Annotated in this window: 21 protein-coding genes; 3 read left to right on the top strand and 18 right to left on the bottom strand. The window is 72.1% G+C overall.

Going from position 1 to position 22,902, the window contains the following annotated elements; genetic code table 11:
• Entirely contained in the window at positions 1-813 is an 813-nt protein-coding gene (locus tag A3862_RS16970; protein WP_053611495.1) for a hypothetical protein, read from the bottom strand.
• Positions 814-954: 141 nt separating this feature from the next.
• Between A3862_RS16970 and A3862_RS16965 the strand changes: the two genes are divergently transcribed.
• Complete coding sequence (locus tag A3862_RS16965; RefSeq protein ID WP_111473837.1) at positions 955-2,001, top strand: saccharopine dehydrogenase family protein; 1,047 nt, start codon at positions 955-957, stop codon at positions 1,999-2,001.
• A 51-nt stretch (positions 2,002-2,052) separates the two neighbouring features.
• Here A3862_RS16965 and A3862_RS16960 read toward each other — a convergent pair whose 3' ends face one another.
• The 5 genes from A3862_RS16960 to A3862_RS16940 form a co-directional block, all read right to left on the bottom strand.
• Positions 2,053-3,576: a UxaA family hydrolase gene (locus A3862_RS16960; protein ID WP_111473836.1), complete on the bottom strand. Its 1,524-nt coding sequence runs from the start codon at positions 3,574-3,576 to the stop codon at positions 2,053-2,055.
• A gap of 35 nt (positions 3,577-3,611) precedes the next feature.
• The gene (locus A3862_RS16955; protein ID WP_043352792.1) at positions 3,612-4,922 is read right to left on the bottom strand and encodes an MFS transporter; all 1,311 of its coding nucleotides are present in this window, start codon (positions 4,920-4,922) and stop codon (positions 3,612-3,614) included.
• 107 nt (positions 4,923-5,029) lie between these two features.
• Positions 5,030-6,100 carry a malate/lactate/ureidoglycolate dehydrogenase gene (locus A3862_RS16950; protein ID WP_053611492.1) on the bottom strand — a complete coding sequence of 357 codons (1,071 nt, stop codon included), beginning with the start codon at positions 6,098-6,100 and terminating at the stop codon, positions 5,030-5,032.
• 120 nt (positions 6,101-6,220) lie between these two features.
• On the bottom strand, positions 6,221-7,729 hold the full coding sequence (locus tag A3862_RS16945; RefSeq protein WP_111473835.1) for a M81 family metallopeptidase: 1,509 nt from the start codon (positions 7,727-7,729) through the stop codon (positions 6,221-6,223).
• A gap of 32 nt (positions 7,730-7,761) precedes the next feature.
• On the bottom strand, positions 7,762-8,478 hold the full coding sequence (locus tag A3862_RS16940) for a DUF1194 domain-containing protein (RefSeq protein WP_111473834.1): 717 nt from the start codon (positions 8,476-8,478) through the stop codon (positions 7,762-7,764).
• 243 nt (positions 8,479-8,721) lie between these two features.
• On the opposite strand from A3862_RS16940, the gene A3862_RS16935 reads away from it, so the two are divergent.
• On the top strand, positions 8,722-8,943 hold the full coding sequence (locus A3862_RS16935) for a hypothetical protein (protein ID WP_043758316.1): 222 nt from the start codon (positions 8,722-8,724) through the stop codon (positions 8,941-8,943).
• Positions 8,944-8,963: 20 nt separating this feature from the next.
• Here A3862_RS16935 and A3862_RS16930 read toward each other — a convergent pair whose 3' ends face one another.
• The 9 genes from A3862_RS16930 to A3862_RS16890 form a co-directional block, all read right to left on the bottom strand.
• Positions 8,964-9,731: a DUF1223 domain-containing protein gene (locus A3862_RS16930; protein WP_051975901.1), complete on the bottom strand. Its 768-nt coding sequence runs from the start codon at positions 9,729-9,731 to the stop codon at positions 8,964-8,966.
• Between the two features lie 7 nt (positions 9,732-9,738).
• Complete coding sequence (locus A3862_RS16925; protein ID WP_111473833.1) at positions 9,739-10,755, bottom strand: lipid A biosynthesis lauroyl acyltransferase; 1,017 nt, start codon at positions 10,753-10,755, stop codon at positions 9,739-9,741.
• Positions 10,756-10,894: 139 nt separating this feature from the next.
• Positions 10,895-11,917: a zinc-binding dehydrogenase gene (locus tag A3862_RS16920; RefSeq protein WP_043352778.1), complete on the bottom strand. Its 1,023-nt coding sequence runs from the start codon at positions 11,915-11,917 to the stop codon at positions 10,895-10,897.
• A gap of 11 nt (positions 11,918-11,928) precedes the next feature.
• Entirely contained in the window at positions 11,929-12,216 is a 288-nt protein-coding gene (locus A3862_RS16915) for an SH3 domain-containing protein (protein ID WP_043352800.1), read from the bottom strand.
• Positions 12,217-12,249: 33 nt separating this feature from the next.
• Positions 12,250-13,017 (bottom strand): SDR family oxidoreductase, encoded by a 768-nt coding sequence (locus tag A3862_RS16910; RefSeq protein WP_111473831.1) that lies wholly within the window; start codon positions 13,015-13,017, stop codon positions 12,250-12,252.
• Entirely contained in the window at positions 13,014-14,297 is a 1,284-nt protein-coding gene (locus A3862_RS16905; RefSeq protein WP_043378480.1) for a beta-ketoacyl-ACP synthase, read from the bottom strand. The genes A3862_RS16910 and A3862_RS16905 overlap by 4 nt, the downstream gene beginning before the upstream one ends.
• A 187-nt stretch (positions 14,298-14,484) precedes the next feature.
• A complete protein-coding gene (locus A3862_RS16900) occupies positions 14,485-15,750 on the bottom strand; it encodes a Zn-dependent hydrolase (RefSeq protein WP_091994677.1) in 1,266 nt (421 codons plus the stop codon).
• A 107-nt stretch (positions 15,751-15,857) separates the two neighbouring features.
• Positions 15,858-16,319 (bottom strand): tellurite resistance TerB family protein, encoded by a 462-nt coding sequence (locus A3862_RS16895; RefSeq protein WP_043351693.1) that lies wholly within the window; start codon positions 16,317-16,319, stop codon positions 15,858-15,860.
• Between the two features lie 673 nt (positions 16,320-16,992).
• Positions 16,993-18,510 (bottom strand): CYTH and CHAD domain-containing protein, encoded by a 1,518-nt coding sequence (locus A3862_RS16890; RefSeq protein ID WP_111473830.1) that lies wholly within the window; start codon positions 18,508-18,510, stop codon positions 16,993-16,995.
• Between the two features lie 360 nt (positions 18,511-18,870).
• Between A3862_RS16890 and selB the strand changes: the two genes are divergently transcribed.
• Entirely contained in the window at positions 18,871-20,808 is a 1,938-nt protein-coding gene (gene selB / locus A3862_RS16885) for a selenocysteine-specific translation elongation factor (RefSeq protein ID WP_052083859.1), read from the top strand.
• 44 nt (positions 20,809-20,852) lie between these two features.
• On the opposite strand, the gene A3862_RS16880 is transcribed toward selB, so the two are convergent.
• From A3862_RS16880 to A3862_RS16870, 3 genes are all read right to left on the bottom strand, one after another.
• Positions 20,853-21,152, bottom strand: coding sequence for a hypothetical protein (locus tag A3862_RS16880; RefSeq protein WP_078947409.1), 300 nt, complete (start codon positions 21,150-21,152; stop codon positions 20,853-20,855).
• A 155-nt stretch (positions 21,153-21,307) separates the two neighbouring features.
• Entirely contained in the window at positions 21,308-21,586 is a 279-nt protein-coding gene (locus A3862_RS16875; protein ID WP_043758334.1) for an MSMEG_0570 family nitrogen starvation response protein, read from the bottom strand.
• Positions 21,579-22,817, bottom strand: coding sequence for an MSMEG_0565 family glycosyltransferase (locus A3862_RS16870; RefSeq protein WP_043761260.1), 1,239 nt, complete (start codon positions 22,815-22,817; stop codon positions 21,579-21,581). Before A3862_RS16870 ends, A3862_RS16875 begins: the two co-directional genes overlap by 8 nt.
• Positions 22,818-22,902 lie beyond the last annotated feature (85 nt).

Here is a 22,902-nt window from a genome sequence, read left to right as displayed (position 1 = left end):
TTACTTCATGGCTTGGGCGTGGGCGGCCTCGATCGCCTCGGTGAGGAGGGGCTGGGCGCCCTTGCGGCGCAGGGTGGCGGTGGGGATCACCACCGGATCGGCGCAGGCCTGGACGACGTGCGCCAGGTCGAACTGCACCGCGAGGCCTCCGGCCTTGGCGTCGAGCCACGCCATCATGGCCGGGGGCTGGCCGTCATAGGTCTCGGTGACCGCCTCGCGGCATTCCTTGTCCGCATCGACGGACTTCGGATCGCCCGTCCTCGGCCGATAGCCCGCGAGGTAGAGTTCGTGCAGCGTCTTGGAGGCGAGCGTCACCATCTTGGTGCCACCCGCGCCCTCGGCGAGGGCGAGCGTGCCGGTCAGGGATGCGGGCAGCAGGGTGGTCCAATCCACGGGGGCGCCGGTCGTGAGGTCGTAGACGATCGACATCGTGCTGGAGTTCGGATGCGCGCCTCCGCAATACATGCTGTCGGAGATCACGAAGCTCAGGAAACGCGGGCCGCGCATCGGGGTCTCGACGGTCCGCTCCCAGGAGCCGTTCTTCCCATCCTGCGCCTTGCAGTCCCGCGCCGCCGCGAGGGCCTTCCTGTCGAGGCGCTTCACCGCCGCGTTGATCCGCCGCTCGGCGTCGTCGGCCGGCGCAGCGATCTGCGGCATGGCCGCGAGGCCGGGAATCAGGTCGGCCGGCGCCTTCAGGACCACGGGTCCGTCGGCGGCCCAGGCGGGTGTGGTCAAAGCCAGGAGGACCGCGGTCCAACCCGCAGCCCTGCCGCGGGTTCGCCGTGCGCTCGGCCGGACGGTTCGCTTGAACATGGTGCCGCTTCTCCCGATGGCGGCGGGTCCGACATCCGGGGCCGCCCGCCGTGTCGCGATTCGATGTGTCCGTCCCTACCATCGGCGAACGCCGTTCGGCGCGCGCTTTGACACCTGCGGAAGCGGTGGCAGAAGCCCCGCATGACCGCGATCCTGATCTACGGCGCCACCGGCTATACCGGCCAGCTCCTGGCCGCGCAGGCCGTCGGGCAGGGCCTGCATCCGATCCTGGCGGGGCGCGACGCGCACACGCTGCGGCCGCTTGCTTCCCGGCTCGGTCTGGAGATGCGGGTCGCACGCCTCGACGATGCCGACGGCCTGCGCGCCGCGCTCGCAGGTGTGGCGGCGGTGATCCACGCGGCCGGCCCGTTCTCGAAGACGGCGCGGCCGATGGTGGAGGCCTGCCTCGCCGCGGGCGCGCATTACGTCGACATCACCGGCGAGATCGCGGTGCTGGAGGCGCTCGCCGCGCAGGATGCGGCGGCGAAGGCGGCCGGCCTTGTCCTCCTGCCGGCCGCCGGCTTCGATGTGGTGCCGAGCGATTGCCTCGCCGCCCACGTGGCCGGGCGCCTGCCCGGCGCGACGCATCTGCGCATCTCCATCGGCGGGTTCGGCGGCTTCAGCCGCGGCACCGCCCGCACCATGGTGGAGGGCATCGCCTGGGGGACGCGGGTGCGCCGGGACGGACGCATCGTCGAGTTGCCGAGCCCGCCCCGCGGCACCGCCGATTTCGGCGCCGGCCCGCGCCGGACCGTGGGGCTCGGCTGGGGCGACGTGTCCAGCGCGTGGTACTCGACCGGGGTGCCGAACATCGACGTCTACTTCGAGGCCTTCCCCGCCATGGCGGCGGCGGCCGGTCTGCCCGCCGGAATCCGGCGGATCATCGCAGGCGAAACCGCGCAGCGCCTGATCAACCGCGGCATCGACCGGCTGCCCGCCGGCCCGTCCGCCGCCGCGCGGGAAAAAGCCCGCAGCACCTTCCTGGCGGAAGCCTGGGACGGCGCCGGCCGCCGCGCGGCGAGCCGGATGGAGACCGCCGAGGGCTACACGCTGACGGTCTGGACCGCCCTGGAGATCGCCCGGCGCGTCGCCGCGGGACAGGTCGCGCCGGGCTTCCACACGCCCGTCACCGCCTTCGGCGCCGACTTCATCCTGGGCTTTCCGCATGTGACGCGGACGGATCTCTAACCGGCGCTTAGGACTGGCGCAGCGCTCGATCCGATGCGAGCGGCCCAGGGCTCACACGGTCGCGCCGATCTGCCAGGGGGCGAATTCCGAGGAGCCGAAATCGAACTGCTCGCTCTTCGTCCGCTCCCCGCTCGCGACCCGGAGGATCAGGTCGAAGATCCGGCGCCCGGCCTGCTCCACGCTCTCTTCGCCGTCGAGGATCGTGCCGCAATTGACGTCCATGTCCTCCTCGAGCCGCCGGTACATGGCCGAGTTCGTGGCGATCTTGATCGACGGCGACGGCTTGCAGCCGAATACGCTGCCGCGCCCGGTGGTGAAGCAGACGAGATTCGCCCCGCCCGCCACCTGCCCGGTGGCCGAGACCGGATCGTAGCCGGGCGTGTCCATGAACACGAAGCCCCTGGCGGTGACGGGATCGGCGTAGCGCAGCACGTCGACGAGGTTGGTGCTGCCGGCCTTCGCCATGGCGCCCAGCGACTTCTCCAGGATCGTGGTCAGGCCGCCGGCCTTGTTGCCCGGCGACGGGTTCGCGTCGATCTCCGATCCCTCCTTGCGGGTGTAGTCCTCCCACCAGTGCATCAGGTCGACGAGCTTCTGGCCCACCTCCGGGCTGACGGCACGGCGGGTGAACAGGTGCTCGGCCCCGTAGGTCTCGGTGGTCTCCGACAGGATCACCGTGCCGCCGTTCTGCACCACGAGGTCGCTGGCGATCCCCAGAGCCGGATTCGCCGAGACGCCGGAATACCCGTCCGAGCCGCCGCATTGCAGGGCGACGATCAGTTCGCTCGCCGGCACCGGCTCGCGGCGGACCACGTTCGCCTCGGCCAGGATCCCCTTCACGAAGTCGATGCCGGCCTCGACGGTCTTCCGCGTGCCCCCGAGGCTCTGGATGTTCATGCTGCGGATCCGGTCGCCGAGCCCCTGCTCCTCCAGGAACGCGCCGATCTGGTTCACCTCGCAGCCGAGCCCGATCATCACGATGTGCGAGAAGTTGACGTGCCGCGCGTAGCCCGCGAGCGTCCGCCGCAGGAGACGCAGCGGCTCGCCCATCGCCATGCCGCAGCCGGTCTTGTGGGTCAGCGCCACGACGCCGTCGACGTTGGGATAGGGGGCGAGCGGGTCGAGGCCGAGGATCGGGTGGCGGCGGAACGCGTCGGCGATCAGGTCGGCCACGTGCGCGCTGCAATTCACCGAGGTGAGGATGCCGACGTAGTTGCGGGTAGCCACGCGCCCGTCGGGGCGGCGGATGCCCTGAAAGGTCGCCGCCGGCGTGACGAGCCGCGTCGGCTTGGCGTCGACGCCGAACGCGTAGTCCCGGGCGAATTCGCCCATCCCGAGATTGTGGACGTGGACGTGCCGGCCGGCCGCGATGTCCTCCTTCGCGAAGCCGATGATCTGGCCGTACTTGGTCACCGGCTCGCCGCTGCGGTGCTCCCTGACCGCAACCTTGTGGCCGGCCGGGATCCGCTCCGCAGCCGTCACGCCGTCGGCGACCGGGGTGCCCGGCTCGATGGCGCCGCGGGCCACGGCCACGCCGTCGGCCGGCCGGAGGGTGATCACGGGATAGGTGGACATCGGTCTCTCCTGGGATTCGGTGGGGCCGGTCGCCGTCACCGCGCCGCCTCGGGGCGCAGGGCCGGGACGCGGGAGTCGCGGACCGGAAGCGGCGCGATCTCGCCGACCACGAACAGGTAGATGAAGGCGCCCAGCAGGCAGAACCCGCCGGCCACGATGAGGGGGATCACGAACGAGCCCTGGGTGACGGTGAGCATGATGCCCGTGAAGGTCGTGGTCACGATCCCCGCGACGTTCGAGGCGAAGTTCTGGATGCCCCCGATCGAGGCCACGTGGGCCGGGGTCGGCGCCACGTCGCCGGGCAGCGCCCAGATCGACGCCGCCGTGAAGGCGAGGCTGCCATAGGCGACCGCGAAGCACAGCAGAGCCACGTAGACGTTCGGGGCGATGATCGACAGCGTGATCACCGACGACATCAGCATGCCGCCGACGAGGCAGGTCTTGCGGGCCGCGGTGAGGCTCCAGCCGCGGCGGTAGAGCGCGTCCGACGCGAAGCCGCCGAGCCAGCCCGCGGGGATCGACGCCAGGGCCGGCAGGCTGCCCAGCGTGCCGAGTTCGGCCAGTGAGAAGCCGCGCGCCTTGACCAGATAGGTCGGAAACCACGTGATGAAGAAGTAGATCACGAAGTTCAGGCAGAAGAATCCTGCCATCATCCCCCAGACGGTGCGGTACCGGAACAGCGACAGCCACGGCACCTGATTCTGGGCGTCGGCGGCATCGACGGTCTTCGGCCGATCCTGCGCGGCGCGGAGCCGGGCCAGTTCCTCCGGCGAGACCTTCGGGTGGTTCTCCGGCTCGCGGTAGAGCCACATCCAGAACACCGCCCAGACGAAGCCCAGCACGCCGGTGACGATGAAGGATTCCCGCCAGCCGAGCGTCGCGATCACCCAGGAGACCAGCGGGATCGCCAGCGCCGAGCCTACCCGGGAGCCGCTGTCGAAGATGCTGCTGGCGAAGCTGCGCTCGCCGCGGGGAAACCACGAGGCCGCGACCTTGGCGAAGGACGGATAGGCCCCGGCCTCGCCGATGCCGAGCAGCATGCGCAGGCCGAGCAGCGACAGGAAGCCCCGTCCGGCCGCGGTCAGCGCCGTGCAGGCCGACCACCAGACCACCGCGACCACCAGCGAGAGCCGGGCGCCGACCCGGTCGGCCACGTAGCCGAAGGGCAGCTGCATGATCGCGTAGGTCCAGAAGAAGCCCGACAGGATCAGGCCCATATCGGTGGCGTCGAGCCCCAGTTCCTTGGACATGGACGGCGCCGCGACCGCGAGATTGGCGCGGTCGATGTAATTGATCGCGTTGGCGGCCATGCAGAGGCCGATCATGAGCCAGCGCAAACGAGGCATCGCGTTCTCCTCCCGAATGCCGGGGATGGCGTCCCCGGGCCGTGCGGCGCCCCCGTTTTGGCCGGGGGTCGCCGCCGATCGTGGTGTCGCGCCGGGCCTTGTCCGGCTCAGTCGCGGTAGGCGTTCCCGTCGAGGCCGTGCGGCCGGCCGGCGGCCAGGAGGGTTTCCCACACGGGCTCGGGCAGCGGCACGCCCTCGGCGAGGCGTTCGGCGCGCATCCGCCGCTCCGGCTCGCCCGGCAGCAGAACCTCGGCGCCGGGCATCGGCTTGGCGCTCTTGAAGAAATCGAGATAGGCCCGTGTCTCGGCGGCGAGCGCATCCTCGGTGCCGAGGGCGGCGGGCGTGACGTAGATCGACAGCATGCCGTTGCAGATCCGCCGCTGCCCGGGGCCGGCGGTTCCGGAGCCGGTGAGCGCGCCGGCGAGCAGCTCGCACATCAGCGCGAGGCCGGATCCCTTGTGCTCGCCGAAGGCCCGGATCGCCCCGGCGCCGCGCTGGTTGTCGCGCTCGACGCCCTCCAGTGGTCCGAACAGCGTCGCCGGATCGGCGCTCAGGCGGCCGTCGGGCTCGATCAGCGCGCCCTCCGGCAGCGGCTTGCCGCCCCGGGACGCGACGAGCACCTTGCCCTCGGCCACCAGCGAGGTGGCGAAGTCGAGGATGATCGGCTCGGAATCCGGAACCGGGAAGCCGGCCGCGAACGGCGCCGTCGAGAACCGGCGCTCCACCGAGCCGAAAGGCGCCACGAGGAGGCTGCCCGCCACGTTGACGAAATGCACCGAGACGAGCCCCGCCGCCGCCGCCCGCTCGGCCCACTCGCCGATCCGGCCGATATGCCCGGCATGCCGCAGGGCAATGATCGCGACACCGTTCTCCCGCGCCTTGGCGATCCCGAGATCGACGGCGACGGGGCCGGCCGTCTGGCCGAATCCGTAATGGGCGTCCACGAGGGCGAAGTTCGGCGCGTCGGTGACGATCTCGGGCGTGCGGCCGGCCTCGACCTCGCCCGCGCGCAGCCATTCGACGTAGCGGGTGACGCGGACGACCCCGTGGCTGTCGTGGCCGGTGAGGTTGGCCGCCACCAGGAACCGGCCGATCCGTTCGGCCTCCGGCTCGGCGCAGCCCTCGCGCACGAAGATGTCCCGCACGTAGGCGGACAGCCTGTCGGCCGAAATCCGCATTCCGTTCCTCCCTCGCCGCGCTTCACCGAGCGCGTGCGGGATGAACCTAGCGGTCTCGGACGTGCAGGGCGAGCACCCGGGGGTGACGGCGGACGCCACCTGTCGTCCCCGAGGGCTCGGTCAACGATCCGACGGGACCGGGCCGGGCGGATCGCCGTAGGGATAGAAGTCGGCCGCCCGCATCTGCGCGTAGGGGAGATGATCGAGCCGCACCGTCCCGAGGAACGGCTCCGGGGGCTCCACCAGCAGGATCGTGCGGGCGTAGCCGCTGTCGTCGAAGCCGCGCCGAAAATGCACCCGCGACTTGATCGCCACGACGTCGAAATCGGCCGGCTCCAGGCCGAGACGCCACAGCTCCCCCGGGTCGACGATCTGCGCGAGCTGCGGGCTCAGAACGAGCACGTTGCCGCCTCCGAAGGCGACGCAGATCCAGGTTCCGCCGCCACCGCCGCTGCCGGCGACACCGGGCTCCGGTGCCGCGACGACGCGCAGCACGGTTCCGGTGATCCGCACCGGATCGCCCGCGGACGGGTCGCCGCCGCCGCCGACCGACGCGTCGAACGGGTCGCCCACCGCGATCTCCCGCGCCGCCGCCAGGACCGCGGGCGACGCGACGGTGGCGACCAAGGTGCGGGTGAGACCTTGCCGGAGGATCTCGCCCAGCAGCCAGGTCGCCCGGCCGGACCGATCGCTGTGGTCGGCGAGGACGACCGGAACGGCGCCCTCCGCGACCGCCGCCCGGGCGAGGCGCACGCCGTCGGCAATCGTATGGATCGGCGTCGCCTCGAGCAGCGAACGCCGCTGCCGCCACGCGAAATCCGCGACGTCCCGCGCCACGCGGTCGGCGAGGTCCGGATCGCCGTTGGTGATCGCCTGCACGGTCATCCCGCCATCCGGAGCATCGCCCCACGGGAAGCCGAAGAAGACGTTGACGAACACGTCCGGCTCGCGCGCCTCCCAGACGAGGGCGCGCTGCACGAGGTCGGCCCAGGGCGTGGCACCGGTCCATTGGACCACGGTGGGTGACAAGATCGGCACCTTGAGGGTCCGATGCGCAGGCCGGTAATCGCCGCGCACGGCGCGGACCAGCATCCGGGCGGCCCGCTGGCCCTGAAGGTGGCCGTCGTAATGCGGGAAATACTTCACCGCGAAAGCCAGGTCGGCATGGTCGAGGAAGGCCTGATCCTCGTTCCCGTGCAGATCGAAGGTCCCGACGAGAACCGCCGCATCGCCCACCGCCGCGCGGACCTGCCGGGCGATGTCGGCCTCGGGCCGGGGAACGCCGCGCACCGCCATCGCGCCGTGCAGCGCGAGGTAGACGCCGTCGAACGGACCCATCTCCCGCAACTCCGAGATCATCCGTCCGAGGAAATGCGCGTAGGCGTCCGCAGTGATCCAGCCGGAGGCGGTGCCGGTGCGCGGCCAGAGCGGCGAGGTGATGCCGACCAGCGCGACGCCGTCATATTCCCGCGCCACCTGCACGAAGCCGCCCATGTAGCCCTTGGGATCGGTGGCGAGCAGCGCGTCTCCGGCGGCCGGCGAACCGGGATAGATGAAGTCGTCCCGGGTCGTGTCGTTCGGCAGGAACGTCACGGTCTCGTGCGTGAACTGGAGAACGGCGAGGCGCATCGATGGTGGGCCCTCTGGGATCCGGGTGACGATCAGGCGATCTCGCGCACGAGCTTGGCGATGAGCGCGCGGCCGAAGGCCGCGAAGCTCTCGGCGGTCATCACGAAGGCGCCCTCGCCGCCGATGACGACGGCCCGGTAATACGCCGCCAGACCGCCCGACGGGTTGGTGTGTTCCTTCAGAAAGTCCGGCATGCCCTCGGGATCGCTGAGGATCACGATGCCGTTCACCGTGATGCCGGACGCCACGGCGGCGTCCCGGGCCTCCGCGATGGAGCGCCCGGCATTGCCGGTGCCGTCGCCCGAGATGTCGATCACCCGCCGGTCGGCGCGGAACGGCGCCCGCGCCAGCAGATCGGTGGCGAAGGCGATCGCCGAGCCGATGGCGGTGCGGCCATAGAACGGGCGCGGTACGGTCAGCAGACGGGCGGCGAAGGCGGCCGCATCGCCGGCCGAGCCGATCACCATCCAGTCGACCGCCACCTGCTGCTCGCCGGGGCCGGCCCAGTCGAACAGGGCGACACCGATGCGGCCGGTCGGGCCCTCGCCGATGGCGCGGAGCACGCGCGGATCCGCGAAGGCCTCCGCGTAGCCCCTGCGCTCGAGTTCGAACCGGGCCGCGCTGATGCTGAGCGACACGTCCGCCGCCAGGACGAGGAGGAGGTCGACCCCCGGATCGGCCGCATGGGCGCGGCGACCGACCAGCGACAGGGCGGCAAGCATCCCGGACAGAAACGGGCGTCGCCGCATGGTCGACCCTCGATGGCAAGCGCCTGTGCGGAACGGCGGACGCTCACACCTCTGCAACGAGCCTGCCACCCCGCCGGTTCAGGCCGTCCGGCCGCACTGCGCAAATGGGGGCCGCGGCGCGGAAAAGTTCCGCCCCCGGCACGCGGATCTGCGCCGCTTTCCGCCGCATCACGCTCCGAACGCGCTGCCCTACCTGCCGCGGATCGAGGCGCTGATGGCGCCGCCTTTCCAGAGTCCGTCGACATGAAGCTTGTTCGCCGAATCGGTCGCGCCATCGAGAGCGGGATCGTCGGAGCCGTCACCGGTACCGTCGCGCTCGTCAGCCGGACGATCGACGGCGCGATCGGGCTGGTGGGCCGCCTGTCCGACCGGCTCGACGGCCGGCTCGCGGCGCTGGCGCGCGAGTCCCGGGCGCGCCACGAGCGCGAGGGCCGCCGACAGATCGACCCGATCTCGCTGAAATAGGCGTAGCCGGCACCCGGGCGCTACAGCCCGGGTCCCTTCGCGGCGCCGAAGATGCGGCCCGGCCTGCCATCGGCCGCGCCCTGCAGGAGGACGACCCAGCTGTCCGCGTCGGCGATGTGGGCCTGGGCATCGGGCACCTCGAAACTGATTGGCTGGCCCGTCCAGTGGCCGAGGCGCTGCATGCCCCGCACGACGTTCACGTAGGTCGCCGTCCGGCCGCCATTCTCCCCGGCCTGGATCGCGATGGCGCGGCTGCGCAGCACCGGCACGAGCCAGACATCGCCGCGGATCTCGGTCTTGGCCTCCGGGGCCGCCCCGACCTCCACCAGGATCCGGTCGCCCTTCATCTCCCCCCGCACCGGGACCGGCAGCCCGCCGTGCTGGCAGGCCTCGCGGATCAGCCGGTCCAGTGCCGGCCGGTCGGAGCCCACGGCGAACCCGTTGCCGTCAACCACCACTTGCGGTGTGAAGACCTGCCGCGCCCCCCGGCCCCGGGCGTAGGCCCGCTGGCGTTCGGTCAACGGCCGCAGCGCCAGCGTGTCCTTCCAGCCGAGATAGTCCCAGTAGGTCACCGGCAGGGTCAGGGCGACGACGCCGGGCTTGCGGGCCAGATCGCGCAGAACCGGATCCGCGGCCCGGCAGGCGCCGCATCCCTGGCTGGTGAACAATTCCACCACGGCGCGGACCGGCTCGGCCCGCGCCGGCATGGCGGCGAGCGCCGCGCAGGCCAACACGGCGGCGCGGAGCGCGCGGCGGTCGCGGATCGGGGCGCGGGGCCGGGGCGTCATCGATCCATCAGACCGTCTGGGAGGCCGAAGGTGAAATCACGTTGGCTTGAGAAGCCTCTACCGTCGGTTGAGATAGTGCTGGGGTCACTCTTGCCCTCGGCAGCATGTCGGGCCGCCAGCGGCGATGCATCCACAGCCACTGCCCGGGATTTTCGCGCACCCAGCCCTCCACGACGGCTGTCATCGCCTGCATGGCACCGGCCACGTCGATGGTCCCGTCGGCGGCCCGGGGCAGGTCGAGGGGCGGGGTCAGGTCCAGGCGGAAGCGGCCCTCCGGCAGGCGCACGACGCGCACGCCATGGACCGGGCAGTCGTAATGGCGGGCGAGCTTGGCGAGCAGCGGGTTGGCGAGGCAGGGCCGGCCGAGGAAGTTCACCACGACGCCGCGGGTGAAATGCTGATCGATGAGCTGGCCCAGATGGCCGCCATTCTCGACCACGTCGCGCATGGCGAAGACGGCCCCCGGCGTGGATGCGGCCAAGCCGCCCATCGTCTTGCGCCGGACCTCTTGGACCAGGCGCGCCGCGGCCGGATTGTTGGGCGGCCGGAAGACCGCGGTGGCGTCCAGGCCGAACCGGGCCGCGCAGATCGCCGGCAGCTCCCAATTCGCCAGATGCGCCGAGAAGATGAGACCCGGTTCGCCGTCGTCGCGCAGGGCGTAGAAGTGCTCGATGCCCGACACCTCGGTCCGCGTCGGGCCCGTCGCGGCGGGATCGTAATCGAACAGGGTGTCGAGATGGGCGTACTCGGCCCCCGTCCGCCCGAGATTGTCCCAGGCCTCCAGGGCGATCCGTCTCCGCTCCGCGTCCGGCAAGTCGGGGAACGCCGCCCGCAGATTGGCCATCGCGGTGCGGTGCGCCGGCAGGAGCGGTCCGAGGGTGCGCAGCAGCAGCGCCGCGAATGCCGTGGACCGCACCGGCCCGAGGAGGCGCGCCAGAAGGACCAGGGCCCGGATCACCGGAACCATGGCGAAGCCCGCGAGGCGCGGGTACGATCGTTTCAGCAGGAGGGCGAGACGCAGCACAATCAATTCCAGGGATACGGTCCGGGCGGCCCCCCAGCGACCCGTACGGCGACGTTTACGCCAAGTCTCTCGCGGCGCGAAATGCTGATCGCGACACCCGGAGACATTGCAGCGCCCGACGGGCGCGCCGCCGTCGGCGCTACAGGCTGACGAGGATCTTGCCGAACACCCGGCGCGATTCGAGCCGCTCCAGACCCTGCGCGAAATCGGCGAGCGGGTACACCGTGTCGACGACCGGCCGGATGCCGGCTTCCATCTTCGCGAGCGACTGACCGATATTGGCGAGCGAGCAGCCGAAGGAGCCGGTGATGCGGTATTGCTGCTGAAACAGCTGCATCAGGTTCATGGTGGTCGAGACACCCGAGGTCGACCCGCAGGTCACGAGGCGGCCGCCGCGCTTCAGACAGAGCAGGGAGCCGTTCCAGGTGTCGGCGCCGACATGCTCGAACACCACGTCGACGCCCTTGCGCTTCGTCAGCCGGCGGACCTCGCCCTCGAAGCGCTCGGTGCGGTAGTTGATGACGTGGTCGGCGCCGAGTTCCGCGGCCTTGCGGCCTTTCTCGTCGTCACCGACGGTCGTGTAGACGGTGCAGCCGATCGCCTTGGCCATGCGGATCGCCCCGGTGCCGATGCCCGAGCCGCCGGCATGGACCAGCACGCTCTCGCCGGGCTCCAGCCGGGCATTGTCGAACAGCATGTGCTGGACCGTGCCGAAGGCGATGCCCGCACAGGCGGCGTCGGTGTCGCTGACCCCGTCCGGCACCTTCACGACGAGGCGGGCCGGCAGGGTGACCAACTCCCGGGCGAAGCCGTCGAGATGGAAGCCCATCACCCCGGACACGTCCTCGCAGAGGTTGTCGCGCCCCTCGCGGCAGGCCCGGCATCGGCCGCAGGTCATGGCCCCGTAGGGCACGACCCGGTCCCCGGCCGCGAGGCCGGTGACCCCCGCTCCGACCGACTCGACGATCCCGGCCGCTTCCGCGCCGACGATCAGCGGCATCTTCCGCTTGGCGAAGGCCATGCCGCGGAAGCCCCAGACATCGATGAAATTGAGGCCGACGGCGCGGATGCGGATCCGGACCTCGTCGGCGCCCGGTGCGGGCGGCGGCTCGATCTCGGTCAAGCGCAGGTCGCGGTCGCCGAACAGCTGCAGGGCTTTCATCGTCTCTCTCATCACTCCGGCGCCAGATATCGCCGCCGCGCCCAGCCCAGGACCCGTCCGGCCTTCACCCGGCACCACGTGGTGCGGCTCGGCGTGTCGTTGGTGCAGCCGAAGACCAGGGCACGCGTGCGGATCTCGCCGATCTGCTCGGCGGACGGATCCGGCTCGGCGCGGATGCTGAGCGGCTCGCCCGGCGGCAGGCCGGAGATCCGGTAGACCTGCGGCTCCGCCCGGGCGTGGCCCGGGATCAGGACGGCCGCACAGCAGAAGGCGGCGGATAGGGCGAAGCTGGCGCGCATCGTCAGGGTGGTCCGGTTCGGCGGGGCCACCGGTCAGGACCGGTGGACACCCATCATGGCGGTCAGGCCGCCATCGACGGGCAGCACGGCCCCCGTGATGTAGGCGGCGCCCTCGCCCATCAGGAAGGCCGTCAGCGCCGCGACATCCTCGGGCCGCCCGAACCGGCCGGCGGGAATCTGGCGCTCCATCCCGTCCCGGTAGGCGGCGTAGCGCTCCATCATGGCGGTGTCGACGAAGCCCGGGGCGATCACGTTGACGGTCACACCGCGCTTGGCGGTTTCGATCGCCAGCGTGCGGCAATAGGCGATGAGCGCGCCCTTGGTGGCCGCGTAGGCCGCGTTGCCGGCATTCGCCCGCAGGGCGGCGACGGACCCGATCGCCACGATGCGGCCCGACCGCGCCCGGGTCATCTCCCGGACGAGCGACTTGGCGAGCCGCGTCAACGAGAAGAAGTTGACCTGCATGGCCGCCTCGGCCCGCTCCTGATCGAGCATCGCCGCGAGGGCGTCACAGGACTGGCCGGCATTGTGGACGAGGCCGTAATAGCCCGCCGCTTCCGCGATCTCGCAGAACGCCTCCAGCGCCCCCCGATCGCCGAGATCGACGGAATGGGCCGCGAAGGCCCGGTCCGGATGCGCCGCACGCAGGTCGGCCAGCAAGGCCTGCGCGGCCTCGGCGGAGGCGCGATAGGTGAAATCGACACTCAGCCCGGCCTCGGCCAGGGCGCGGACGATCGCGGCGCCGATTCCGGACGCGCCGCCGGTCACGAGGACGCGGCTCTGGGCAGGTGCGGCGCTCACGCGGGCTCCGCGCCGAAGACCAGGCAGGTATTCTGGCCGCCGAAGCCGAACGAGTTCGACAGCACGGTCCGCACCGGCAGGTCGCGGGCGGTCTCGACGATGTCGAGGGCGATGGTGGGGTCCGGCACCCGGTGGTTGATGGTCGGCGGGATCCGGCCGTGGCGGATGGTCAGGAGCGAGACCGCGGCCTCGATGGCGCCCGCCGCCGTCAGGGTGTGGCCGATCATCGACTTGTTCGAGGTCACCGGCAGGCTGGCCGCGCGGGCGCCGAACACGGCCCCCAGGCCCAGGGCCTCCATCTTGTCGTTCTCCGGCGTCGAGGTGCCGTGCGCATTCACCGTGTCGATCGCCTCGGCCGCGACGCCGGCATCCTCCAGGCTGGCCCGGATCGCCGCGATGATCGGCGCGCCGTCGGGACTGGAGCGGGTGCGATGGAAGCCGTCGCCCTTCTCGCCGCAGCCGAGGACGTAGCCGAGGATCGCGGCGCCCCGGGCGATCGCGGCCTCGGCGTCCTCAAGAACCAGAGCGGCCGCGCCCTCGCCCATCACGAAGCCGTCCCGGTCCTTCGAGAACGGCTTCGAGGCCGCTTCCGGCGCATCGTTGCGGGTGGACAGCGCCGAGAGCAGCGAGAAGCGGATCAGCGATTCCGGGTTCACCGACCCGTCGGTGCCGATGCAGAGCGCCGCCGCGGTCTCGCCGCGCCGGATCGCCTCGACGCCGAGCTGGATCGCCGTGGCCCCCGACGAGCAGGCGGTGGAGAGCGAGATCGGCGAGCCCTTGGTGCCGAAACGGTCGGCGATGCGGTCGGCGACCGTGCCGAAGATGAACAGGTCGTGCCAGGGATCGAAGCGGCGCGTCGCGGCAGCCCGCAGCAGGCCGGCATAGTCGACCGGACCGTCGCCGCCCGCGGCCTCGGCCAGGGCCTGCCGCTGGGGCCATTCCATCTCCACCGGCGGGACCGCGATGAACAGCGCGCCCGGGAAATCGCCGCTGGTGCCGATCCCGGCCTGCGCCACCGCTTCCTCGGCGGCGACGGCGGCGAACCGCTCCGACAGGAGCGGCGCGACGAGGGGATCGGTGTCGAGGAAGTCCACCGTCCCGGCGATGCGCGTGCGCAGACCGTCGGTGGGAAACCGCGCGATGGCATGGATGCCGGACCGGCCCTCGGTCATGGCCGTCCAGGTATCGGCCTGTCCCCGACCGAGGGAGGAAACGACGCCGATGCCGGTCACCGCGACGAGCGGCCGGCCCTTGGCGTCGCGGTAGGATCGCGCGCTCATGGAGCGGTCCTTACGGGATTTTCCGCCGCGGTACACCTCCGGACCGAGGGGCTTGCGGCCGCGCTGCCATCATTCCGAGGCGCCGGAGGCGAGCCCGGGACGATGGCAACGTGGTCTCGGATCGGCGACGTCCGAGACTCGGCGCGCCGCTTCTCCTGTGCGGCCGGAACCACCAGGCTGCAGGTTTCTAGGTGCGCGGGGCGTTGGCGAGACGGAGCACGGTCTGCAGCAGCACGTCGGCGCCGGCCGCGCAGTCGGCCTGTGTGGCGGATTCGGCCTCGTTGTGGCTGATCCCGTCCTTGCACGGCACGAAGATCATCGCGGCGGGGACCTTGGCGGCGAGGTTGCAGGCATCGTGGCCGGCGCCCGAAATGATCCGGCGCCGCGCATGTCCCAGGCTCTCGGCGGCCGCATCGATCGCCGCCACGATGGCGGGATCGAACGGCACCGGCTCCTTCCGCCAGATCCGCGTCAGCGCGATCTCCAGGCGACGGCGTCCGGCGATCTCGGCGGCCGCCTCGGCCAGGGCCGCCTCCATGGCGTCGAGGGTCGCCGAGCGCGGGTCACGCACATCCACCGTGAAGGCGACCCGGCCCGGCACGACGTTGCGGGACGGCGCCAGGATCGCGGCCTCGCCGATCGTGGCCACGGCAGAGGGCGCGTGCGCCAGGGCGATCCGCTCGGCCGCGAGGGCGAACTCGGAGAGGGCGAGCAGCGCGTCCCGGCGGCGCGGCATCGGCGTGGTGCCGGCATGGCTCTCGAAGCCGGTGATGACGCCGTCGAACCACATGATGCCCTGGCCGCCCTCGACCACGCCGATGGTCTTGCCCTCGGCTTCCAGGATCGGGCCCTGCTCGATATGCAGTTCCACGAAAGCGCCGATCTCCCGCGTGCCGACGGCCTCGACCCCGCGATAGCCGATGGCGTCGAGGGCTTCCGCCACCGTCGTGCCGGCGGCGTCGCGCTTGGCCAGGATCTCGTCGGTGGTGAAGTCTCCCGCATAGGCCGCCGAGGCCATCATGGCGGGGGCGAAGCGCGAGCCTTCCTCATTGGTCCAGTTGACCACGAGCAGCGGCGCCTCGGTCTCGATCCCGGCATCGTTCAGGCTGCGCATCACCTCGAGGCCCGCCAGGACGCCGAGGACGCCGTCGAACTTGCCGCCGGTGGGCTGGGTGTCGAGATGCGAGCCGAAGGCGATCGGCTTGCGGGCCATGTCCCGGCCCGGCCGCAGGGCGTATTGGGTGCCCAGCGCATCGACCGACACCGTCAGCCCGGCCGCCTCGCAGGCCTCCCGGAACCAGTCGCGGACTTGGCCGTCCTCGGCCGAGAGCGTCAGGCGGTTGATGCCGCCGGCCGGCGTGCCGCCGAACGCCGCGGTCTCCAGGATCGTCGCCCAGAGTCGCGCACCATCGGCGCGCAGGTTGTGGGTCTTGCTGAGGCTCATCTCGGCCATGCCGGTTCCTTTCACGGCGGGTCGCCGTGCGACGGGGTCTTTATAGGCGGGCGCGGCCGGCTGGGCAGCGCGTCCGCGCCGAGCAACCGCGATGCCAACCGGATCTGTCAGACCGGCGGGCGTCGGACCGGATTCGCGCGGAGCAGTCCGATCGCGTCGACCCGCAGGGCTACGGCGATCTCGCCGAGGGCGCTCGCCTCGATGTTGCTGATCCCGTCCTGATCGGCGACGTCCGCGGCGATCAGGAAGACGTTCTCGCGCTGGTTCGCGGGGCGCTCGGCGACCGCCGCCACATGGCGCAGATTCTCTGCCCGGCCGAGCCGGGTCCGCGCCCGAGCGATGCCCTCGTAGAGTTCGGTCTCCAGCATCAAAGCGTCGTAGCCCTTCATCAGGACCGGGTCGGCCTTCAGGCCGAGCAGAGCCGCGTCGAATTCCGGACCGGCGACCTCGCCGTCGGCGACGATGACGTTGGCCGCGGCCGAGACTGCCGCGAGCATCAGCGCCTTGTCACCGGCATAAGCCGTCACGGTACGGCCGACATGGCCGAAGAGGTCGCGCAGAAGGCTCATTCGGGACTGTCGGCGGCAGGGTCGGACGTCGGGAGTGATCGGGAGGGATAGCAGACGGCGGCGCGGAGGAAACCCATCCCCGAAGGTCAGCCAATAAAAGGGGTCGGATCCCGAGACCAGACATCCTTCGGCAACATGGCCATGCGAGTTTTTCGGTCGACCGCGTTCCAAAGCGCGGCCGGCGAAATGCGGCTTCAGCGATTCCCCCTCCGCGGAAGCCGTGCACGTCGTCACGCCGCCGGAACGACGTTCGGGTGCCCCCCAGGCCCGCGCTTCGAGCCGGCGGCGGTCTCCCCCGGGCAATACTCCGCTGCTATCGACAGGGCCGCGGGCCGGCGGGCGCCGGATCTGTAACCCACGCCGATAAACGCCCCGGGTCGGTCGGCGCTCCGTCCGTCAAAAAGCGCGTTCCGTGGCTCGGCGCGACGCGGATCGACCCGTTCGACCTCCGGTACGATTCGGGCGCTCGCCCCGTCGACGCGGGTCGCCGTTGCGGCGCCGGGCTCCCCCGACGGTCAGAGTTCTCGAAGATCCCGAATCCGCGTCTCCGGATCAGACGCCCCCGGAGACGACGAGCCGCCGGGCGCGCAGGTCAGCATGGCCTGCGCGGCACCGCTCTCACGAGGGGCGCCGCGCAGACCCGGCTCCGGCCCGCAGTGCGGCCCGGATCGCGTCAGCGCCAGAACGGCTTGACGTCGAGGAGGTCGGACCGGGCCTCCGCGGCGGCGTCGAGCAGCTTCTGCGCCCCGGGGTCGTCCGGTCCCGGCATCGGCGGGCCGGACAGGCTCTCGGTCATCGACCGGGCCGTCTCCAGATCGTTGAGTGCGCCGAGATGGTCCTGCAGGTCCGAAAGCGCGGCGCCGAACTTCTCCTGCCGGCGGACCGCCTTTTTCTTCCGGTAGAGATCGGCGAAGAACTCGGCACCGTAGCGCAGCTTCTTGGCGGCGATCCGGGCCCGATGGCGGGTATGCGGGTCGAGGTGTCGGAGACCGCGCCCGCGCTTCTTCAGCCGCGACCGCGCCTTATCGAGCACCTGCGCCGCGAAGTGCCGCCCGTCGACGGCGGCGTCGGGCCCGTCGGCCCAGGACCCCGCCTCGACCCAGCCGGCCAAGTCGATGATGAGCGCGCGCCATCGCGGGCTTTCCAGGGTCGCCATCACGGCCTCGTAGGCGACGGCGCGCTCCGCTTCGGCCCGCTGGCGCAGCGCGTCGAGGCCGGGCTCGTCGGGCCGCTGCTTCGCGAGATCCGGAAGCGTGTCGCTGAGGAACACGTCGAGGTTGCGGGCGTGACCGAATGGCTCGGTGACCTGCTTGATCGAATCGTTGAAGCCCGTGGCCCGGGGATCGGCCTGCAGCATCGGACCGAACAGCGACAGCGCCGAGCGCAGGCGCCGCAGGGAGACGCGGATCTGGTGCAGGGCCTCGGGCGGGCGCCCCCCCTCCAGGAAGGCGGTCTCGTTGAAGCGCATGTGGCGCAGGCAGGCGCGTGCCACGTGACGGAAGACGTCCCCGGCACTCGCTCCCTCCGGCAGGTCCACCGGCTCGGCCTTCACCACCGCCGGGCCGCGCCCCTCGAGCAGGGCGTAGCCGACGGCGCTCTTCGCGCGCACGCCGAGGCGCAGCGGCACGGTCTCGGCGAGGGACTGGGCCAGGACGAACAGGTCGGCCGGGTCGCCGTCCTGGAGTTCCAGCTCGACTTCGCAGAGCGGTGCATGGCCCCGCGCAGTCTCGACCTGGCCCTCGTCCAGCGTGACGAGAATCCGGGACGTGCCCTGCTCCACCGGGATCTCCCGGCGCATCACGACGGTGGAGAAGACCCGCTCCAGCGGGGCGTCGGCCTTGCGCAGGATCCGCGCCGCCGCCGTGTCGGCCCAGGCGGCCGGGTCCGGCGCTTCCCCGGCGATCTCGGTTTCCCACTCGGCCCGGTCGAACAAGCCGACGCCGCCGCTCCCGGCCTTCACGGTCTGGACGTGCCGGCCGCCCTTAGCGCGCACCCGGAGGGTCAAGCCGGCCTCGCGAAGCGCGCCGTCGGGGGTGTCGTAATAGGTGGTGACCAACCGTTCGGGCTCGGCTGTCGCCGCGTGCTTCAGCCGGGGGTGGGACGCGAGCGCCGTCAGGTCCGCACCGGCGCAGTCGAGCTTCAACTCGACCTCGCGGGGTTCCTCGGCGGCGTGGCTCTCGGTGTCGCTCATACGCTCCTCTTGATGACCTGCCTCGCCTAACGATGCACAGATGCCCCTGGGTTGCATCGGCCCCCGCGGCATCGGCATCGGGGCGTGACCGTCCGACGCACCCGATCCACCAAAGGCGGCAGGCCTCCCGGCGTCAAGCAGAGAGCGCGGCACTCCGGCACGGAAGCCCCATGCTGCACTGCGTTAAAAACGCGCTTTCCCGGAACGGCACGACGTGGCAAGACAAATTGTCCACAATCCATCTGCCGCGCACGCCCCCGCCCCGACCGTCCGGCGGCCAACGGCGCCGCAACGCGCCGGCGCGGCGGATTCTTCTTTCGCGCGAGCGGTGCGCCCCGGGTGGACGGCGGCACCGCGGAGATGGTCCGGTCGGTGACTGCATTGAAGACACTCCTCGTCGGCGTGATCGGGCACGTCGATCACGGCAAGACGGCCCTCGTCCGGGCGCTCACGGGCGTCGAGACCGACCGGCTGAAGGAGGAGCGCGCCCGCGGCGTATCCATCGTGCCGGGCTTCGCGCTGCTGGCGTCCGATCGCGGTGAGATCGACCTCGTGGATCTGCCGGGCCACGAGCGGTTCGTCCGCGCCATGATTTCCGGCGCCACCGGCATGCGGGCCGTCCTGCTGGCGGTGGACGCGCACGAGGGCATCAAGCCGCAGACGGTGGAGCATCTGGAGATCGCCCGCCTCATCGGCGTGCGCCGCGGCGTGCTGGCGCTGACCAAGGCGGACCTGGCGACGCCCGAGACCGTGGCGGCCCGCGCGGCCGAGATCGCCGCCGCCGCCGCCCGCGCGGGGATCGCGGCCGGTCCGGTCATCGCGACGTCGACCGTCACCGGCGCCGGCCTGCCGGAGCTGTCGGCCGCCCTGTCGGGGCTGCTGGACGAGACGGAGCCCAGCCGCGACGACGGCTTCCCGTATCTTCCGGTGGACCGGGTCTTCTCCCGGCCGGGATTCGGCACCGTCGTCACCGGGACGCTGCGGCGCGGACCGCTCGCCGTCGGCGACACGGTGGAGATCGCGCCCGGCGGCCGCACGGCGGTGGTGCGTGGCCTCCAGATTCACGGACGTGCGGTGGAGCGCGCCGAGCCCGGGCGCCGCACCGCCGTCGCCCTGCGCGGGATCGACCTCGACGAGGTCGCCCGCGGGCAGGCTTTGTCGCCGCCGGGCCTGCTCGCCCCGAGCGCTTGGCTCGACGTGGCGATCACCGCGGCGGCCGGTGCGGACGCCCTGGCGGGCGGCTCGGCCTGTCGCCTTCTGTTCGGGACCACCGAGGTCGAGGCGCGGCTGCGCCTGCTCGACCGTGATGCCCTGGAGCCCGGCGCCAGCACCCAGGCCCAACTCCATCTCGGCGAACCGGTCGCCGTGCCGGCACGGGAGCCTTTCGTGCTGCGGCTCGACTCGCCCTCCGTCACGGTGGCAGGCGGGCGGATCCTCGATCCGGCGAGCCGCCGCCGTCGGCGCCACGACCCGCGGGTCATGGCGGACCTGGCCGCACTCGCGGCAGGCCATGCCGGAGAGGCGATCACGGTCCGCCTCGGTCAGCTGGGCGCGGCCGGGGCACCCCTCACCGAACTCGCCCGGATCGCCGGCATCGCGCCGGAGCGCGCCCGGCAGATTCTCTCCGAAGCGGGCGCCCGCGCGATCGGCAACCGCTACATCGGCGCCGCGGCCTTCGCGGCCCTGCGCAGCGGCACGCTGGCGGCCCTCGCCCACCATCACCGCGACAACCCGATGGATCACGGGATCGCCCTGGAGCGGCTCGCCCGTGCCCTGGCGCTGCCCGAGACGGTGACCGGTGCGGTGCTGCGCGACCTCGCGGCCGCGGGCGCTGTCGCCCAGGCGGGCGCCCTGTGGCGGCGAGCCGAGTTCGACCCGGCCCGCAACGAGAGCGAGGCCGCCCGCCGGCTGGAGCAGGTCTTCCGCCGCGCCGGACTCAGCCCGCCCGACGAGGCGGAGGCCATCGGACGCGACGTGCGGCGGCGCGAAGCGCTCACCTACCTCGTGGGCGCCGGCACGGTGATCCGCGCCGTCGACCGGGTCCAGCGCCGCGCCGTCCTGTTCCACCGGGAGGCGGTCGCCACCGCCAAGACCCGCCTCGTGGAGGCCTTCCCCGAGGCCGGGACGCCCGACATGGGCTTCCTGGCCCGGGAAGCGGGCGCCACGCTGGGAATCTCGCGCAAGTTCTCGATCCCCCTGCTGGAGCACCTCGACGCGACGGGCTTCACCCGCCGGGCGGGGGATCGCCGGGTGATCGTGGCCCTCGAACCCGCGCGCGCCGCACCGGACGCGGGCTGACGGCCGCCGGGGCACTCCAACGACGCCGCGGACCAGTAAGCGGACTAGTAGTCAGCGCCGAACCAGTCGCCGGCCCCCGGCTCGTAGCAGGTGTAGCCGATCAGGCAGTTCGGGTTGTCGCGGGTCGGACGGAAGGCGCGCTTGGCGATCTCGGTGGGCTCGCAGAACGACCGGTCGCGGACGAACCGGTCGTAGGTCATGCCGCCGGTCCCCAGGACCAGGGCGCCCCGGGCCTGAACGAGGCGGATCGTCTGCTGGCAGGTCATGGCCGTGCTGGACGGCCGCGTCTGCGCCGCGGCGGGTGACGCGGCCAGGACCAGGGCCGCCGCAATTCGGGTCATCATCGCCGACGCCTGTCCTCGTCCCATCGATCCTGCGGACAACCCGCCGGGGACGCTCACCCGTCCTGCGTCGCCTCGCCGCAACGCCGCTCGTCGGGGACGGCGCTCCCGTCCCCTGAGGTCCGAAGCCCCGCGGCCGGGCCGATCGAAGCCCGGCGTCAGACCTCGAAGGATTCGACGTACACGGTTCCCGGCGCCTGCCGGCGCGCGGTTTCCTCGATCCGGGCGAGCTGCGCCTCGGCGCGGCCGCAGGGAAACCCGTAGCGGGCGCGGACGCGCGCGCTGGCGATGCCCAGGGCAAGGCGGCTCAGGGCGACGAATTCCGCGACGGGATAGTCCTGCCCGACCGCGAGGTGCTCCTTGATCACCAACGAGGGCGCGTAGCAGGCCTCGCGGGTGCCGTCCGGCCAGCGGATATGGAAACGCATCTCAGGCATCGCGGGGGATCCGAAGGGTGTTCCAGGCCGCGGCCCCCGTCGCGGCCGGCAGCACCGGCGCGTCCCGGGGCGCCAGTTCCGCGTAGGTCGGCAGGTGGCGCGCGGCGCAGGCGTCCCAGACATGGGCCCGGGCGACCTCCCGGCCGGCATTGCGCAGGCGCCCCCGCCGGCCCGGTTCGAGACTCGCCTCCATGGCCGCCGCGATGGCGCCCGTGTCTTCCGGGTTCACCGACAGGGCCTCGCCGGGGGCGAGATACTCGGTGAAGGGCGGACGGACGGAGACGATCACCGGCGTGCCGCAGGCCATGGCCTCCAGGACGCACAGGCCGTAGCCTTCCATGAGCGAGGGAAACACCAGGGTATCGGCGATCCGGTAGAGGCTCGGCATGTCTGCCTGGTCCACCGGGCCGGTGCGGATCACCGGACGGCCGGTGCCGACCGCGAGCCCCTCGCGCTCGAGGGCGGCGCAGCAGCGGGCCTCGTATCCCGCATGGTCGAGCAGCGAGGCGCCGCCGGCCACGACGAGCTGCGCGCCGGGATGGGCGCGGCGCAGGGCCGCGAAGGCCTCGATCACCGCCAACGTGTTCTTGCGCGCCTCGAACCCGCCGACGCTGAGGAAGACCGGGCCGCCGCCGAGTCCGAGACGTCGACGGAGGGCCTCGTCCTCCGGTCCGGGATCGGGCGTGTAGGTCGCGCTATCCACGCCGGTGCCGACCACCTCGGCCCGGGCGCCGTATTCCACGGCCAGCGTCGCCGCCCAGGTCCGGCTGAGGCAGAGCAGGCGCCCGGCATCGAGGATCGCCCGCTCCTCCCACTGCGCAAGCTGCGCATCCGTAGACGCATCGATGTGGTGCACGGTGCGCACGAAGCCCGGGATGAGGCGGCGGCGGGTCAACGTGGCGAGGGCGTTGCCGCTGATGCAGCATTGGGCGTGAAACACATCGAAGTCGCAGGCGGCGGGGGTGGAGAAATGGGCGAGGTAGTCGGCGATCCGGGCACCGACCAGCGCGGCAGCCGATCCGCCCGCCGGCTTAGCCGCGACCGAGATCGCCGGACATCGCGCCGCGCGGAAGAAGCCGCGTCCGGTCGGATCGGGGGCGTGGACGACCGCCTCGTGGCCGAGCCGGCACAGGGCCTCTCCGAGAGCCAGAGCGTGGGCCACGCCGCCGCGCGGATGGGTCGAGTGCGTGAGGATCGCGATGCGCAAGCGGCCGACCGGGGGACGGTTCATGGAGGCCTCAAGCCGGTCGGGGATCGCGCCCGAAACCCTGACCACGCGCTCCGCCGCCCTCACGGAGATGCGCCCAGCACCGGTC

Source organism: Methylobacterium sp. XJLW (genome assembly GCF_003254375.1).
GTDB classification, from domain to species: domain Bacteria; phylum Pseudomonadota; class Alphaproteobacteria; order Rhizobiales; family Beijerinckiaceae; genus Methylobacterium; species Methylobacterium fujisawaense.
This window is presented reverse-complemented; position numbering and strand designations above follow the sequence as displayed.

What these genes read in the sequence shown, in the direction of transcription:
- A3862_RS16970 (WP_053611495.1), bottom strand. Translation starts at nt 813, where the DNA reads ATGTTCAAGCGAACCGTCCGGCCGAGCGCACGGCGAACCCGCGGCAGG.
- A3862_RS16965 (WP_111473837.1), top strand. Translation starts at nt 955, where the DNA reads ATGACCGCGATCCTGATCTACGGCGCCACCGGCTATACCGGCCAGCTC.
- A3862_RS16960 (WP_111473836.1), bottom strand. Translation starts at nt 3,576, where the DNA reads ATGTCCACCTATCCCGTGATCACCCTCCGGCCGGCCGACGGCGTGGCC.
- A3862_RS16955 (WP_043352792.1), bottom strand. Translation starts at nt 4,922, where the DNA reads ATGCCTCGTTTGCGCTGGCTCATGATCGGCCTCTGCATGGCCGCCAAC.
- A3862_RS16950 (WP_053611492.1), bottom strand. Translation starts at nt 6,100, where the DNA reads ATGCGGATTTCGGCCGACAGGCTGTCCGCCTACGTGCGGGACATCTTC.
- A3862_RS16945 (WP_111473835.1), bottom strand. Translation starts at nt 7,729, where the DNA reads ATGCGCCTCGCCGTTCTCCAGTTCACGCACGAGACCGTGACGTTCCTG.
- A3862_RS16940 (WP_111473834.1), bottom strand. Translation starts at nt 8,478, where the DNA reads ATGCGGCGACGCCCGTTTCTGTCCGGGATGCTTGCCGCCCTGTCGCTG.
- A3862_RS16935 (WP_043758316.1), top strand. Translation starts at nt 8,722, where the DNA reads ATGAAGCTTGTTCGCCGAATCGGTCGCGCCATCGAGAGCGGGATCGTC.
- A3862_RS16930 (WP_051975901.1), bottom strand. Translation starts at nt 9,731, where the DNA reads ATGACGCCCCGGCCCCGCGCCCCGATCCGCGACCGCCGCGCGCTCCGC.
- A3862_RS16920 (WP_043352778.1), bottom strand. Translation starts at nt 11,917, where the DNA reads ATGAAAGCCCTGCAGCTGTTCGGCGACCGCGACCTGCGCTTGACCGAG.
- A3862_RS16915 (WP_043352800.1), bottom strand. Translation starts at nt 12,216, where the DNA reads ATGCGCGCCAGCTTCGCCCTATCCGCCGCCTTCTGCTGTGCGGCCGTC.
- A3862_RS16905 (WP_043378480.1), bottom strand. Translation starts at nt 14,297, where the DNA reads ATGAGCGCGCGATCCTACCGCGACGCCAAGGGCCGGCCGCTCGTCGCG.
- A3862_RS16900 (WP_091994677.1), bottom strand. Translation starts at nt 15,750, where the DNA reads ATGGCCGAGATGAGCCTCAGCAAGACCCACAACCTGCGCGCCGATGGT.
- A3862_RS16895 (WP_043351693.1), bottom strand. Translation starts at nt 16,319, where the DNA reads ATGAGCCTTCTGCGCGACCTCTTCGGCCATGTCGGCCGTACCGTGACG.
- A3862_RS16890 (WP_111473830.1), bottom strand. Translation starts at nt 18,510, where the DNA reads ATGAGCGACACCGAGAGCCACGCCGCCGAGGAACCCCGCGAGGTCGAG.
- selB (WP_052083859.1), top strand. Translation starts at nt 18,871, where the DNA reads ATGGTCCGGTCGGTGACTGCATTGAAGACACTCCTCGTCGGCGTGATC.
- A3862_RS16880 (WP_078947409.1), bottom strand. Translation starts at nt 21,152, where the DNA reads ATGATGACCCGAATTGCGGCGGCCCTGGTCCTGGCCGCGTCACCCGCC.
- A3862_RS16875 (WP_043758334.1), bottom strand. Translation starts at nt 21,586, where the DNA reads ATGCCTGAGATGCGTTTCCATATCCGCTGGCCGGACGGCACCCGCGAG.
- A3862_RS16870 (WP_043761260.1), bottom strand. Translation starts at nt 22,817, where the DNA reads ATGAACCGTCCCCCGGTCGGCCGCTTGCGCATCGCGATCCTCACGCAC.